The organism is Bradyrhizobium sp. MOS003 (genome assembly GCF_003020125.1).
GTDB lineage: Bacteria > Pseudomonadota > Alphaproteobacteria > Rhizobiales > Xanthobacteraceae > Bradyrhizobium.
In genome coordinates this window covers 366,859-381,303 of sequence record NZ_PYFW01000003.1, presented here as the reverse complement: position 1 = coordinate 381,303, position 14,445 = coordinate 366,859, and the positions used below count along the sequence as shown (strand labels likewise).

The following is a 14,445-nucleotide window of genomic DNA, read 5'->3' as shown; positions in this document are numbered from 1 at the left end:
CCGATATCCAGCGCGGCCGCTGTTACGGCGCCGTGTCGTTCGCGTCGCGCATGACTCACGGTTGCCCGCCCTGTCATCGCCTTTCCGCGCCGGCGCTGCCGCGTCCACCGCACCCCGGCCCGCATCTCGTGGCGATCGCGAAGCGCCCCTCTGGGAGGACCGGAATGACCGCTCTATGCCACAAATCCGAAATTCGGGAAAGTGGAATTTTTTTGCGCGAAGGGGTTGACGGGTTGCGGGGTGTTTTGCCCGACGGGTCATTTTGGCCGGCTGCTGGGAGACTTGCTGCCGCGCGGAATGCACGATGAACGATCTCGCGTGCTTCGACCTTCCAATCAGTAGCTCGCGGGATGGATTGAGCTCCTCGCGAGACCCGCCATCGCACCCGCACCGCTGCGCCGACGCTCGCTCAGCTCAAAGCAAAAGGCCCAGTCACACGACCGGGCCTTTGCAATCTTCCGGATGAAAGCCGACGGCTCAGGCCGCCTTCGACACCAAAACTTCGCTCTCGATCAGCTCCGTCCCGATCAGATAGTCCCGGCAGCCCCGCAAGCTCCGCAGCGCGCGGTTGAAGTCGATGCCGGTCGAGACCAGTCCATGCAGCGCGGCCGGATTGCGCACGATGCCGAACAGCACGGCGGCGAGGTCGATCTGGCCGTTCGGCTTGATGGCAGCGCGGGCGAGCGCCGGGAGGGCGCGGTGGGCGGGATCGCTGATGACGCGGACCGCGGCAAACGGCAAGCCGGCCTCGGCGGCGTAGGCGGCCGCAATGTGGCTTTCCATGTCGACGGCGGAGGCGCCGGTCTCCGAATGCAGCGCCGCCTTGCAGGCGCGCTTGGTGACCACTTCCTCGGCACCGGCCAGGCTGCCGCGCACCACGCGGCGGCGGCCCGAGGTCAGGCGGTCGATGAGATCGTCGCCGAGCGAAAGACCTGCGGCCCAGCGGGTATCGCCTGAGAGCACCTCGGTCGCGAGCACGACGTCGCCCGAGCGCAAGCTCGGGTCGAGCCCGCCGGCCACGCCGAACGAGATCACGCCGCGAATCGTCTGGGGATCCACCACCGTCAGCAGCGCCCGCAACTGGGTCGGACTGCTGGACGAACAAATGACGGCCATTCCCGGCCCGGCTGCGATGCGGGCCTCCTGAACCAGTCCGGTCACGATCAAGATCGGCCGCGGATCAATGGCGTTGCCCGCGGTGAAATAGTCCCCCGTCCCCAAAGTCACATCCCGACCCCTACCACCCTGCTGTTGGTGTTCCGCAAGTTCCGATACCGCGCCAGTGCCCACAACGGAAAGAACTTTGGGTAACCATGATACCGCAGATAGAACACGCGGGGGAAGCCTGTGGCGGTGTACCGCTGCTCGTCCCACAGTCCTTTTTTGTTTTGTGTTGCAATCAGGTACTCCACCCCGCGGGCGACGGCCGGGTGATCAACCTCGCCTGCCGCCATAAGGGCAAGCAAGGCCCATGCCGTTTGCGAGGCGGTCGAGGGAGCGGCTTCCCAACCGTTGTAATCGAGCCGGTAGCTGACCGCGTCCTCGCCCCAGCCGCCGTCCTCGTTCTGGATCGAGGCAAGCCAGGCGGCGGCCTTCCGAATCATGGGGTCGTCGTGCCGGACGCCGGCCATGTTGAGGGCGCAGAGCACCGACCAGGTTCCATAGATGAAATTCATGCCCCAGCGGCCGTACCAGGACCCTTCCGGGTGCTGAGTCTTCCTGAGGTAGGCGACCCCGTCGGCCACGTGCTTGCTGGTCTGCGCGGTCTCGCCGAGCTGAGCCAGCATCGAGATGCAGCGCGCCGTGACGTCCTCGGTCGGCGGATCGAGCAGCGCGCCATGGTCGGAGAATGGGATGTTGTTCAGATAGTATTCGAGGTTGTTCACGTCGAAGGCGGCCCAGCCGCCATCATCGCTCTGCATGCCCTCGATCCACTCCCGGCCACGGGCGATCGCGGCGTCGTAGCCGGTGACACCGTGCTCCCGACGCATGCGGTCCATCGACATCACCACCACGGCGGTGTCGTCGAGATCGGGGTAATGCGCATTGTTGTACTGGAAGGCCCAGCCGCCCGGGCGCACGTCGGGCCGCTTCACCGCCCAGTCGCCCTTGACCTCGAGCTCCTGCTTCGGGATCAGCCAGTCGAGGCCTTGCTTCGCCGCGGGCACCGCCTTGTCGCCACCGGCTTCCAGCAGCGCATGCGCCGTCAACGTCGTGTCCCACACCGGCGAGACGCAGGGCTGGCAATAGGCCTCGTCGTCCTTGATCACCAGCAGCTTGTCGATGCCCCGGCGCGTGATCGCGCGCGGAGGGAAGTTCTCGTCCTTGCCGAGCGCGTCGTACATCATGACGATGTTGGCCATGGGCGGGTAGATCGCGCCCATGCCGTCCTCGCCGTTAAGCCGCTCCTCGGTGAAGGCGAGCGCCGCATCGATCGCGCGCTTGCGCAAGCTCTTCGGGAACATCGGCTCGACCACGCGCAGGATCGCGTCGAGGCTCCGGAACAACAGGAACCAGGCCATGCTCTGGTGCGGCGCCTTCGCGGTCATGCCGATTCCGCGCGGATCCTGCAGGAACAGCTCGTCGATGCCGACGCCCTTCGGGTTCTTGGCGCGCGGCTTGAGCGCGGCGAGCACCATCAACGGCACCATCGTGGTGCGCGCCCAATAGGAGATCTTGTTGAGGTGGAACGGCGACCAGAACGGCAGCAGCACGATCTCGATCGGCAGCACCGGCACCGCGCGCCAGGTCACCACGCCGAACATGGCGAGCATGAATCGCGTGAAGACGTTGCTGTGAATGGCGCCGCCACGGGCGTGGATGGCCTCGCGCGCGCGCACCATGTGCGGGGCATCGACGCTATCGCCGATCATCTTCAGCGCGAAATAGGCCTTCACGCTGGCGCTCATGTCGAACTCGCCGTCATGCACCAGCGGCCAGCCGCCATGGGCGCCTTGGATGCGGCGCAGATAGTTGGCGATCTTGGCTTCGAGCACGGCATCGACCGGCTCGGCGAGATAGTGGCGCAGAAGGACGTATTCGGCCGGAATCGTGCAATCGGCCTCGAGCTCGAACACCCAATGGCCGTCGGCCTGCTGGAAGCCGATGACGCCCTGCGTCGCCGATGCAATGCTGGATTCCAGGATGCCCGGTTGCAATGTCCCCGGCTGAGGGGCTTCGCGGCTGGTCGCGTTCACGGAATCCATCTCGCTCGATTGCTCCGATAGTCGATTGAAATTGGCCGGGACGTCTTCCCGTCAGGCCGCCTTTCAGGATCCTTTGGCGGCGATAACCAGATCTGCGGCGCGATCACCCGACCGGACCGATCCCTCGATGGTTGCAGGCAATCCCGTAGCAGTCCAATCCCCTGCAAGGAACAGGTTTTTCAGCGCAGTGACCGGCCCCGGACGCAGGGCATTCTGGGCCGGCGTCGCCGCAAATGTGGCACGGCGCTCGCGCACGATCTGCCAGGGAGGCAGCTCACCGGACACGCCGCCGGCCTTGCAGACGTCGTTCCAGATCGCCTGCGCGAGTTCCTCGCGCGGCATGTCGACCAGACGGTCGCTGTTGCTGATGGTGACGGACAGCCGGTTCGGGAACGCGAACAGCCACTCCACGACGCCGCCGATCACGCCGAGGATCGCCGCCGAGCCCGGCGGCGGTGTGATCCGGAAATGCGCGTTCACGATGGCGCGGAATTCGGTCGGGGTCTTCACGCCGGGCAGCAGGTTAGCTGCAGCACGCGGCGGCACCGCCATCACGACGACATCGCCCTCACCCAGCTGGATCACATCCTCGCCGCCGAAATTCAGCGCATTGGCCTTGCCGTCAGTGCTGGTGAAGGACCGCAGCTCATGGCCGAGCTGAACGGTGTGGCCCCGGTCGCCCAGGAACTTCACGGCCGGCTCGATCAGAACAGTGCTGAGACCGTCGCGCGCGATCAGGGGACGGCAGGCCTGTCCGCCGGCAAGCAGCGTCTCGCGCACGATGGCGCCGGCCAGCCCGGCCGAGCCCTCGGGCGGATCGACGTTGAGCGCGGCCAGCAGCAACGGCTGCACCAGGCGCTGATAGAGCACGCCTTCACAAGGGATGGACTTGCCGACCAGCGTGTCCTCGGACGCCCAGATCAGCGGCGCCAGCTTCAGATAATCGGTAAGGCCGGTGTCGGGCACGCGGCGGCTCTCGTCCAGCACCCAGGTCGGCAGCCGGCCAGTGCCGAGATCGATCTGCCAGCGCTGCCCGGTCGCGAGATCGACGAACGGAAACTGCGCGCTTTCGGGGCCGACGAGGCCCGCCTCGGTGCCGATCGCGCGCGCATAGGCCCGTGCATGGCTGTTGCCCGACAGCAGCAGATGATTGCCGTTGTCGATGGTTAGATTGGTGGCGCCGTCGAAATAGGAACGGCAGCGGCCGCCGGCCTGGTGGGTCGCCTCGTGCACGGCGACCTTGAAGCCGGCATTGGCGAGCCGCACGGCGGCGGAGAGGCCGGAAATTCCGGCGCCGATGATATGAGCTGTGTTCTTCATCAGATGAGAGCGTAACGGAGCAGGATCAGGATGCGCGTGATCTTCGACACACGCACCGGCTGGCGCGGCGCGTTGAAGCCGCGCGCGATCAGGAGATCCAGAATGGAATGATAATATTTCGACATGATCCGCGGCGCGCGCACCGTGCGGCGCTTGTTGCGGTTCATGATCTCGTCCGACTTCTCGAAATATGCCTTGGCGCGCTGTGCCAGCGGCAGGCAGACCTTGGGCAGCGCGCGCTCGGTGATCACGCGGTTCGGGTCGTCGGAGGTGATGCCGGCATGCAGCAGCGCCTCGCGCGGCAGATAGAGCCGGCCGAGGCCGGCGTCCTCGTCGATGTCGCGCAGGATGTTGGTGAGCTGGAGCGCGCGGCCGAGATGATGCGCGAGCTCGATGCCGTCCGCTTCCGGCAGGCCGAACACCCGCACCGACAGCCGTCCCACGGCGCTGGCGACGCGATCGCAATACAGATCCAGCGTCGCCATGTCGGGCGCGCGGATGTCCTGCGGCACGTCCATCTCCATGCCGTCGACGATGGCGAGGAAGTCCTCGCGCTTGAGGCCGAAGGTCTTCACCGAGGCGACGTAATCCTTCAGCCGCGGCGGCGGATTGCCCTGGTAGAGCGCGTCGATGTCGTTGCGCCAGTCCTGAAGCGCGGCGAGCCGTTCCGCGCGCGGGCCGTCGGAATCGGCGATGTCGTCGACCTGGCGGCAGAAGCTGTAGATCTGGAACATCGCTTCGCGCTGGTCATGCGGCAGGATGCGCATCGCGGCGTAGAACGAGCTGCCGGATGCGCTCGAGCCATAATCGGCGCCGGGCGCGGTCGCCTCAAGTGTCATGTGCGGCCCCCGGTCTGGTAATGGCCTTGCGTCCGATCGCGCGGCGGCCGGCCTCACTGAACATTCCGGCAAGGCTGAACACGAGCAGCTCGAACTTGTTCAGGTGCACCCGCTCGCGCAGGGGATCGCGCACCTTCAACAGGCGCACGATGCGGTCGGCATAGGCCTGGATCACAGCGACGTCGACGCCGAGACGGAAATCCCGGATCTCCGCAGCGAGCGCCCTGCCCTCGTCGAGGAGCGCTTCGTTGCGAACGGCCAGCCCCTGCAGGCAGGCCAGCATCGCCGGCGGCGACTGCGACAGCCCGAGCTGCTCGACCGAGGCGCCGTGTGCCGCGAGCGCATCGCGCGGCAGGTAGACGCGATTGAGCTCGCGGAAATCCTTGCCGCAATCCTGCAGGTGATTGTTGATCTGCAGGCCCGCGCAGAGCGCATCCGATGCGGCCCAGGTCGCAGCGCTCTCGCCGTGGACATCGAGCATGAAGCGGCCGACCGGCATCGCCGAGTAACGGCAATAGTGGATGACCTCGTCCCAATTCTCGTAGCGCAGCTTGGTCACGTCCATGCGGAACGCGATCAGCACGTCGAGGGCGTGGCGCGGGGCCATGCCGCGCTCGGCCAGTGCACGGCGCAAGATGACGGCCTCAGCCTGGGTGTCACCCTTGCCGAGCAGTTCCGCCTCGAGAAGGTCGAGATAGCTAAGCTTCTGATCGGGCGGCAGGGTCGCGTGATCGGCAATGTCGTCGGCGGTGCGGACGAAATTGTAATATGCCAGGATCAGCGCGCGATGACGTGGATGAATGATCCAGGACGCGACGGGAAAATTCTCGTCGCGGTCACCCTTGCCGGATCGCAATTCGCTCGCAGAGGTCATCGAGGGCTGGTTTACAATCGTTTGGACAGGAAGGGCTTCTTCGCTCGCGCGGGCTCATGCCGGCGATCCGCCGCGGCCCCCATATAGGGGAATACGACCGCAAAACCAATCCTGTCTCTCGATGGCTGCCCCTTGCGGATCGGGCCCGAAAAGGCGGCCCCGGGGCCGCCTCTGGTGGGCCAATGGCCGAGCTTACTGGTTGTGGTTCTTCAGGACTTGGTCGCAGGCCTGCGAGATCTTGGCCCGGTTCTCCTTGAGGCAGGCCAGGATGGTGAAATCGCCCTGATCGATGACCGGACGGCAGAACTTCTGCACGTCGCGCGTGCAGGCCTTCTGCTCGGAATCCGTGCCACGCCCTGCCTGGGCAAATGCCGCGGTCGAAAGGGATGCCGACAGCAGGGTGAGAGCGACGAGAAGCTTACGCATTGTATTCCTTCATTCTGACGGCAGAACCGCACCGGACCCGGGCTGCACAGCGCGGACGACCGGAGCGGATTGTTCTGGTGGCAAGTCGCCGCGGAGTAGCGGCCTCAGAGAAGGCACAAGCACTGGCAAATGCGGCCAAATTGGCGCCACGTCCACCAAATCAGGTCTTCCCCGCGCCTTCATTGGCAGATGTAAGAGGTTGATACTACGTCATAATTCGGAAGCTCTGCGTTTTACTGCATACCTGTTGCAGAGCTGCATCTGTCCGCCCCGCCTTTCCCGCCAGAAACATGCCGAAACAGGGTAAATCGGGGGATCCAGGCATCGCGCGAAGCGTTGTGAACCGCCGTCTCTGGCAGCCTTGCTTTGAACCTGACACCGGCTCGGAGCACTAAACTTTCGATGTGGCGAGACGTTATCACGCGCAAGCGGGCGTCGTTCCAAAACGGGATATTTTGAGATGCAATTCTTTGGGCGATCTGGACTGGCAATCAAGACAGCCGGCATCGGCGCGGCGCTGCTCTTCTCGGTTTCGGCAGGCTACGCTCAGTCGGCCAGCCCCTTTGCCGGTTTCGACGGCGCGTGGACCGGCACCGGCACCGTGTCGCTGTCCGACGGCTCCACCGAGCGCATTCGCTGCAAGGCCGACTACAAGGTCGCCGGCAGCGGCCTCAATCTGAAGCAGGCGCTGCACTGCGCGTCCGACAGCTACAAGTTCGACCTCACCAGCGACGTGACGAGCCAGGGCGAGCGCATCTCCGGCAATTGGAGCGAGTCCAGCCGCAACATCTTCGGCAATCTGCAGGGCACCGCCGGCGGCGGCCAGATCGACGTGTTCGTCGAGGCGAACGGCTTTGCCGCCAACCTCTCGCTGCGCACCAACGGCACCAAGCAGACGGTGCAGATCTCTTCCAAGGGCGAGATCCGCGGCGTCAACATCACCATGACGAAGAGCTGACGCCTTCGCGCTTCGACGCCTCAAATCAAAACCCTCAAATCAAAACCCCTGGCTCTCTCGAGCCAGGGGTTTTTCGTGTCTCAGGGCAAGGTCGCCCGTCGCGATGAAATTCAGATCGCGGGCTTGTCGGTCCCCTGCAGCTTGGCGTGCAGGTTGATCAGCCACATCGCCGTCGGCCTGAGGATGAAGAGGTCGGCGACCAGCGCCATGATCATCGAGAAGGCGCCGAGCCAGCCGAACAGCCGCAGCGACGGCAGATCGGAGAACACGGTGACGACGAGGCCGCAGGCCAGCACCACCGTGGTCAGGATCAGCGCCGGGCCGACCAGCACGGTCGCGCGCTCCACCGCAAGCGCCGAGCCCACGCCCGGTTTGCTCTCCAGCCGGAGACGGTTGAGGAAGTGGATGGTGGCGCTCAAGCCGAGGCCGAACGAGACGGTGAGCGCGACGACGCTGGCGAATTGCAACCCCTCGCCCATCGCCCACAGCACCGTTCCCGACATAACCACCGGGAAGATGCCCGGCAGGATGCAGGCGAACATCACGACCCAGGAACGGAACGCCAATCCGATGAAGATCGCGACGAGCGCGAATTCGATGGTGAGGCCATGGTTCAGCTTCTCGATCATGCTAGCCGAGTTGCGCGCGGCGATGGCGGCGAGACCGGTCACCGCGATCTCATAACCGGGATGCTTCTTGCGGACGGCGTCGAGCTCGGCATCGAGCTTGTCGACGATCGGCAGGAGCTGGCTGGAATCCTTGTCCGGCACACGGCCGGCGACCAGCACGGCATCCTGCTGGGCGTCGATGAAGCGCCGCACCAGATGTTCTGGAATGACGCTGACATATTCCTTCAGCGTCGCGACGTCGGCGCTGCCGGCCTTTTCCGCGAGCCAGCGGCGCAGGGTCTCGACCGACCAGACATTGCCGACACCGGCCGCCTTCTCGACGGTCGAATGCACGTCCGCGATGGTCTGCAGCGTTTCCGGCGAATAGAGCGATTCATCCTTGGGGAACTGGATCAGCACGTTGACCGGGTTGGCGCCGGTGAGCTTGGCGTCGAGCCGGTCGCTGGCGGCAACGGCCTGGCGCTTGTCCGGCACCTGGTCGGCAAGGCGATAGCGCGGCTCGAGATTGGCATAGACGATGCCGAGACTGCCGACGAACAGCAGCGCGATCAGGCTGAACAGGCCGGGGCGGCCGACCATGCGCACCGCAATCCAGTAGCAGAAATTGCGCAGCGCCTGGACGCCGGCATCAGCGCTCTGGAACTTGACCGCGAACAGCTTCTCGTTTCGCACCAGCAGCACGCCGAACACCGGCACCAGTGACAGCACCGCGACCAGCGCGATGATGGTGGCGGCGAGGCCCGCTTCGCCGAACTTGCGGATCAGATCGGAGTCGGAGAATTGCAGCGCGATGAAGGAAATGCCGGCGGTGCCATGCGTCAGCACGCAGGCCGGGCCCACCACCAGCACCGCGTTCTTGAATGCGGTGAACTTATCCTGGCCTGCGATCAACCGGTCGCGCGCGGCAAAAGTGAGCTGCATCGAGTCCGAGAAGCTGATCACCATGATGAGCGGCGTCATCACGTTCAGGAACATGTTGAGATTGAAATTGGCCCAGCCGAGCGCACCAAGCGCCAGCAGGATTGCGATCATCGGCGGGAACGCCGCCGCGACCATGAAGGAGACCTTGCGGAAGAAGATGATCGCGATGATGCAGCCGGCGAGAATGCCGAGGATGTTGTAGGTCAGCCCGTCGCGCTCGACCGCGTTGCGGATCTCCAGCTGCATCACCGGCACCCCGGAGAGCTGCACGTTGAGCCCGGTCTCGCCGAGGTCTTCCTTCATCAACGCGCGGATGTCGGCGACGGTCTTGGTCAGCTTGTTGGAGCCGACGATTTCCGGATCGAGCGAGAGCACGATCAGGGCCAGCGTGCCGTCTTCGGACAGCAGCTTGCCGCGGATGATCTCGTTGTTCTTCACGGTCTGGATGAACTGGTCGTAAGCCTCGCCCTCGGGCAGCTCGGCCGGGAACAGCGCCGCCGGCAGCTTGCCCGGCGCCGGCGCCTGGCGTGCCGAGAACAGCGAGACCAGCCCGCGCGTGCCTTCGACCAGTTGCAAATCGGTGACGAAGTCGCGCAGCTTCTCCAGGTTATTGCGCGCCAGCAGATTCTTGCCCTCGACCACGACGAGAACGTCGAATTCCTCGGCCGGGAACTTCTTGGTCACCTCTTCGTACTGCTTGAACTCGCGGGTATCGGAGCGAAACAGCTGCGACAGAGAATCGTCGATCTTGATCCGGTGGATGCCGAACACGGCGCCGACGATCAGGACGAGCAGGACGATGCAGGAGACGATCGGCGCCCGGACGGCGATCAGCCCGATGCGCTCCAGCCCGAAGGCGATCGAGGACGTAGGTCCCTGCTCGACCTTGTCGACATGAACCTCATTCTCGCTGTGCTTTTCGAGCATGCCTTATCCAGTTCCTAATCGGCTCGGTCTGAGAGCTTATTGCGCGCGCCGCGAACGGCTTGAAAACGCCATACCAACGGGAGGCTTGCCAATGTGAGGCTTGCCCTTTGAAAATGCGCGGGAAATCGCCGGCAGCGGTTTAGCAGGTGAACCGGTCTTTTCGCAAGCAGGCGAAGTGTGGCCAAATCGATCAAGAAGTGGCGATCTGGGCCGGCGGAGCCGGTCATTCGGGCAACGCCGTGCCAATTCGACGCGGCGCGCGGTCCGCGCTCTCGTCCTTCAGCGCCACGCCGCTGACCTGCCGCGCCAGCCCCTCGCGAACCAGCCAGGCGATCTTGAAGGCGGCCTCTTTGTAGCTCAACCCGGCGCGGTGGATGTTCGACACGCAATTGCGCTCGGCGTCGCTGCGGCCGGGCTTCGGCGCGAAGGTCAGATAGGCGCCGAGGCTGTCGGGCGCGGACAGGCCCGGCCGTTCGCCGATCAGCATCAGGGCCATGCGCGCGCCGAGAAGGGCGCCGATCTCGTCGCCGAGCGCGACGCGCGCGCCTGAGGCGACGACGGCATGGCCGATCGCGACGTCGTCGCCCTCCGCGAGCAGCGGCAGCAGGCGCCCCACCAGGGCCGCCGCATGGGCGTGGACTGCCGCCGCGGACAGGCCGTCGCCGATCACGAGCGCAAGCCGGCACGGTGCCGAGGCTGCTCGCGCCAAAACCTCGGCCGAGCCGGGGTCGAGCCGCCGTCCCAGATCGGGCCGCCGCAGATAGTTCTTGCGGTCGACCGCCCGACTCCTCACCTCGCTGACGGCAAGTCCCAGCGCGCCGAGATCGGCGGCGAGATGCGGCGCATCGAAGGCGGCATGCACGGCATCGCGGGCGCGGGCATGATCGAGCGTGAAATCGAGCAGCGCCTTGGTGGGCACGCTCGGGCCACTCCGCCCAAGCGCGACCCGCGCGGGCGTGAACGCCCGCAGATCGAAGGTCGGGCGGCGCGGCAGGCCCGGATCAGACATGTCTTGTCATTCGGCGGGAACAGCAGCCTCGCGCAGCCGGATCGAGTAGTTCGAGGCGTTCTGCTTGCCGCTGGAGGCCGCGCGCGCGAAGGTGATGAGGTGGTGCGCGATCAGGGTGCATCCGATCAGGCCTTCGATGTCGCCGCGCTTGATGCGCCCCAATGCGAACTTCCAGAACACGCGCTTGTAGTCGCCGAGCACGCCGACCTTCCAGAAGATGTTGCGCAGCATGACGAGGCCACGCCTGATGTTGGGCCAGGTCTTCATTTCATCCGGCACCGGCATCTTGAGACGTCGCACGTAGACATTGTCGCACTGATGCTGGTAGCGCGCATAAACCTTCTCGGGCGCATAGGCAACCGCCATCGCATGCTTCCAGGACGCGACGACCTCGTCGTAGGGCAACAGGAAATCGACGTTGGAATCGCGGCCGTCGTCGTGAACGAGGCGCCCCTCGCGCTCCAGCCGGTCCCATAGCGGCGTCTTCGGCAGCGCCTGGAGCAGGTTGATCGTGAGCAGCGGAATCCGGGATTCCTCGACGAAGCCGAGCAGCGCCTCCGCCGTATTCGGCTTGTCGGTGTCGAGCCCCATGATGATGCCGGACACGACTTCCATGCCGTAGGAATTGATGGTGCGCACGCCCTCCAGGATCGGGACCATCATGTTGTGGTCCTTCTGCATCGCCTTCAACGCGTCGGGATCCGGCGTCTCGATGCCACAGAAGATGGTGACGAAATAGGCCTCGCGCATCTTCTCGAGGATCTCGGGCCGCTTGGCGATGTTGAGCGTCGCCTCGCAGGCAAGCCGCACCACGTAGCCGGTCCGCTTCTGCCATTCGATCAGATGCGGCAGCAGATCCAGCGCCGCCTTGCGGTTGCCGATGAAATTGTCGTCGACGAAATAGACCGTGTCGGTCATGCCGCATTCGCGCAGGCGGTCGAGTTCGGCGATGATCTGCTCCGGCGACTTGATGCGCGGGTTGCGGCCATAGAGGCCGGGAATGTCGCAGAACTCGCACTGATAGGGACAGCCGCTGGAATACTGGATGCTGCCGAGAAAATATTTCTTCACGTCGGCGAGCTCGTAGGCCGGGATCGGAAAATCCGTCATCGGCACGCGATCCTTGGTGGTCAGCACCACCTGGGCCTCGGGACGCGAGGTGTCGCGCGACAGGATCTCGATCAGCTGATTGGTGGCATCGCCGAGTTCACCGACATGGAGATAGTCGAAAGACGGATAATAATCGGGACAGGCGCTGACGGACGGACCGCCGAGCGCGACCGGCAGATCGAATTCATGCGCGCGGCGGCAGATGTCGTTCATCTGCTGGCGCTGGATGTGCATGCCGCTGACGAAGACGGCTTCCGCCCATTCGAACTCTTCCCTGGTCGCACGACGCAGGTTCTCGTCGACGAATTTGACCTGCCATTCCTGCGGCAGATAGGCCGCGAGCAGCAAAAGCCCCTGCGGCGGCATGAAGGCACGGACGCCATCGGTCAGGGGATAGGAATGCTCGAACGTACCGAACGACGAGGTGTAGCGCGGAAACACACAGAGAATCCGCCGGGACGTTCCGTTACTTTCAGCTCGCATCAAAGCTCCCCCGCCACACTCGATCTGGTTGCGGAAATTGCCAGCCAGACGCATAGCGTAATGCTGTCGCTGGAATTTCTCAATATTGTGGCGTGACCATAATTCCGGGAAGCGCAGATAGTTTCCTGAAGCAGAATTTTGCGACTCAGGCGATCAGCCGCGCGGCAAAATCGGGCAGCAGGCCTGCATCGCCGGCAAGACGCAGATCGGCGCCCGTGATGCCCGACCGCACCAGCCAGTCGTCGAATTCCGGCGCACGGCGCAGACCGAAGACGTCTCGGACATAGAGCGCGTCGTGAAAGGACGTCGACTGGTAGTTCAGCATGACATCGTCGGCGCCGGGGACGCCCATGATGAAGGTGACGCCGGCGGCGGCGAGCAGCGTCAGCAGATTGTCCATGTCGTCCTGGTCCGCCTCGGCGTGGTTGGTGTAGCAGATGTCGATTCCGAGCGGCAGGCCGAGCAATTTGCCGCAGAAATGGTCCTCCAGCCCGGCGCGGATGATTTCCTTGCCGTCATAGAGATATTCCGGGCCAATGAAGCCGACCACGCTGTTGACCAGCAGCGGGGCAAAGGCGCGGGCGACCGCATAGGCGCGTGCCTCGCAGGTCTGCTGGTCGACGCCGTGATGGGCGCCCGCCGACAGCGCCGAGCCCTGGCCGGTCTCGAAATACATCACGTTCTGCCCGACGGTGCCGCGCCGCTGCGACAGCCCGGCCTCCCGCGCCTCCTTCAGGAGCGCCAGGTCGACGCCGAAACTGCGGTTGGCGGCCTCGGTGCCGGCGACCGACTGGAAGACCAGATCGACCGGTACGCCCTGCCCGATCAGCGACAGCGTCGTCGTAACATGGGTCAGCACGCAGCCTTGCGTCGGGATCTTCAGCCGCGTGATGATCTCGTCGAGCAGCCGCAACAATTGCGCGATGACGGCCGGATCGTCACTGGCCGGGTTGATGCCGATGCAGGCATCTCCGGCGCCCAGCAGGATGCCATCGAGGATCGAGGCGGTGATGCCCCTGGCATCATCGAACGGATGGTTGGGCTGCAGCCGCGTGCTCATCCGCCCCTTCAGGCCGATGGTGTCGCGGAAGGCCGTGACGACCTCGCATTTCCGCGCCGCCAGGATCAGATCCTGGTTGCGCATCAGCTTCGACACCGCGGCCGCCATCTCCGGGGTGATGCCGCCCGCCAGCTTGCGCAGGACCTCCGGCGTGGCGGCATCCGAGAGCAGCCAGTCGCGGAAGCCCCCGACCGTCAGGGATGCCACCGGCGCGAAGGCCCTGGCGTCATGGCTGTCGATGACGAGGCGGGTGACCTCGTCGGCCTCATAGGGGATTACGGCTTCCTGCAGGAACTGGCCGAGCGGAACGTCGGCCAGCGCCATCCGCGCCGCAATCATCTGCTCGGCGGTGTCGGCGGCGATCCCGGCCAGCCGGTCGCCCGAGCGCGGCGGCGTCGCCTTGGCGAGGAGATCCCGCAGGTCCGGGAAGGTGTAGGTCGTGGCGTCGATGGTGTGGCGGTAGACCAAGGGCCTCTCCGGGGTGCGTCGGCCGAGGGTAACCTCCGCAGCGACCTCTACAACGGCCAACTTCGAAAGGCTTACGCGTTCGGCAGCCGCAATTCACGCCGATGTTTGAGGCAAGAGCCCGGCACACCGCGCGGATGCGAACCAAAAAACGCGAAAACAACCCCATGCACAGTAAGCCGGGCTAGCTAAATCAATGACTTAGAAGGAAGCCCGTC

The 14,445-nt window shown here is 64.9% G+C and carries 11 protein-coding genes; 1 reads left to right on the top strand and 10 read right to left on the bottom strand.

The window, feature by feature from the left end; translation table 11 throughout:
• Positions 1–477 precede the first annotated feature (477 nt).
• The 6 genes from C7G42_RS16665 to C7G42_RS16640 form a co-directional block, all read right to left on the bottom strand.
• Positions 478–1,227, bottom strand: a complete 750-nt coding sequence (locus tag C7G42_RS16665; RefSeq protein WP_199580944.1) for a phosphorylase — start codon at positions 1,225–1,227, stop codon at positions 478–480.
• The gene (gene shc / locus C7G42_RS16660; RefSeq protein WP_106950042.1) at positions 1,224–3,206 is read right to left on the bottom strand and encodes a squalene--hopene cyclase; all 1,983 of its coding nucleotides are present in this window, start codon (positions 3,204–3,206) and stop codon (positions 1,224–1,226) included. Before shc ends, C7G42_RS16665 begins: the two co-directional genes overlap by 4 nt.
• Positions 3,207–3,269: 63 nt before the next feature.
• Positions 3,270–4,526, bottom strand: a complete 1,257-nt coding sequence (hpnE, locus tag C7G42_RS16655) for a hydroxysqualene dehydroxylase HpnE (protein ID WP_106950041.1) — start codon at positions 4,524–4,526, stop codon at positions 3,270–3,272.
• The gene (hpnD, locus tag C7G42_RS16650; RefSeq protein WP_106950040.1) at positions 4,526–5,365 is read right to left on the bottom strand and encodes a presqualene diphosphate synthase HpnD; all 840 of its coding nucleotides are present in this window, start codon (positions 5,363–5,365) and stop codon (positions 4,526–4,528) included. The genes hpnE and hpnD overlap by 1 nt, the downstream gene beginning before the upstream one ends.
• Positions 5,355–6,239, bottom strand: a complete 885-nt coding sequence (gene hpnC / locus C7G42_RS16645; protein WP_106950039.1) for a squalene synthase HpnC — start codon at positions 6,237–6,239, stop codon at positions 5,355–5,357. Before hpnC ends, hpnD begins: the two co-directional genes overlap by 11 nt.
• 192 nt (positions 6,240–6,431) lie before the next feature.
• Positions 6,432–6,665: a hypothetical protein gene (locus C7G42_RS16640; RefSeq protein ID WP_008144014.1), complete on the bottom strand. Its 234-nt coding sequence runs from the start codon at positions 6,663–6,665 to the stop codon at positions 6,432–6,434.
• Between the two features lie 460 nt (positions 6,666–7,125).
• On the opposite strand from C7G42_RS16640, the gene C7G42_RS16630 reads away from it, so the two are divergent.
• Positions 7,126–7,623: a hypothetical protein gene (locus C7G42_RS16630; protein ID WP_106950038.1), complete on the top strand. Its 498-nt coding sequence runs from the start codon at positions 7,126–7,128 to the stop codon at positions 7,621–7,623.
• Between the two features lie 110 nt (positions 7,624–7,733).
• Here the strand turns inward: C7G42_RS16630 and C7G42_RS16625 are convergent, their stop codons facing one another.
• The 4 genes from C7G42_RS16625 to C7G42_RS16610 form a co-directional block, all read right to left on the bottom strand.
• Positions 7,734–10,100: an efflux RND transporter permease subunit gene (locus tag C7G42_RS16625; protein ID WP_106950037.1), complete on the bottom strand. Its 2,367-nt coding sequence runs from the start codon at positions 10,098–10,100 to the stop codon at positions 7,734–7,736.
• 223 nt (positions 10,101–10,323) lie between these two features.
• The gene (gene eutC, locus C7G42_RS16620; RefSeq protein WP_106950036.1) at positions 10,324–11,109 is read right to left on the bottom strand and encodes an ethanolamine ammonia-lyase subunit EutC; all 786 of its coding nucleotides are present in this window, start codon (positions 11,107–11,109) and stop codon (positions 10,324–10,326) included.
• A gap of 6 nt (positions 11,110–11,115) precedes the next feature.
• Positions 11,116–12,702, bottom strand: a complete 1,587-nt coding sequence (locus C7G42_RS16615; protein WP_199580943.1) for a B12-binding domain-containing radical SAM protein — start codon at positions 12,700–12,702, stop codon at positions 11,116–11,118.
• Positions 12,703–12,847: 145 nt separating this feature from the next.
• Positions 12,848–14,230 (bottom strand): ethanolamine ammonia-lyase subunit EutB, encoded by a 1,383-nt coding sequence (locus C7G42_RS16610; protein WP_106950034.1) that lies wholly within the window; start codon positions 14,228–14,230, stop codon positions 12,848–12,850.
• Positions 14,231–14,445 lie beyond the last annotated feature (215 nt).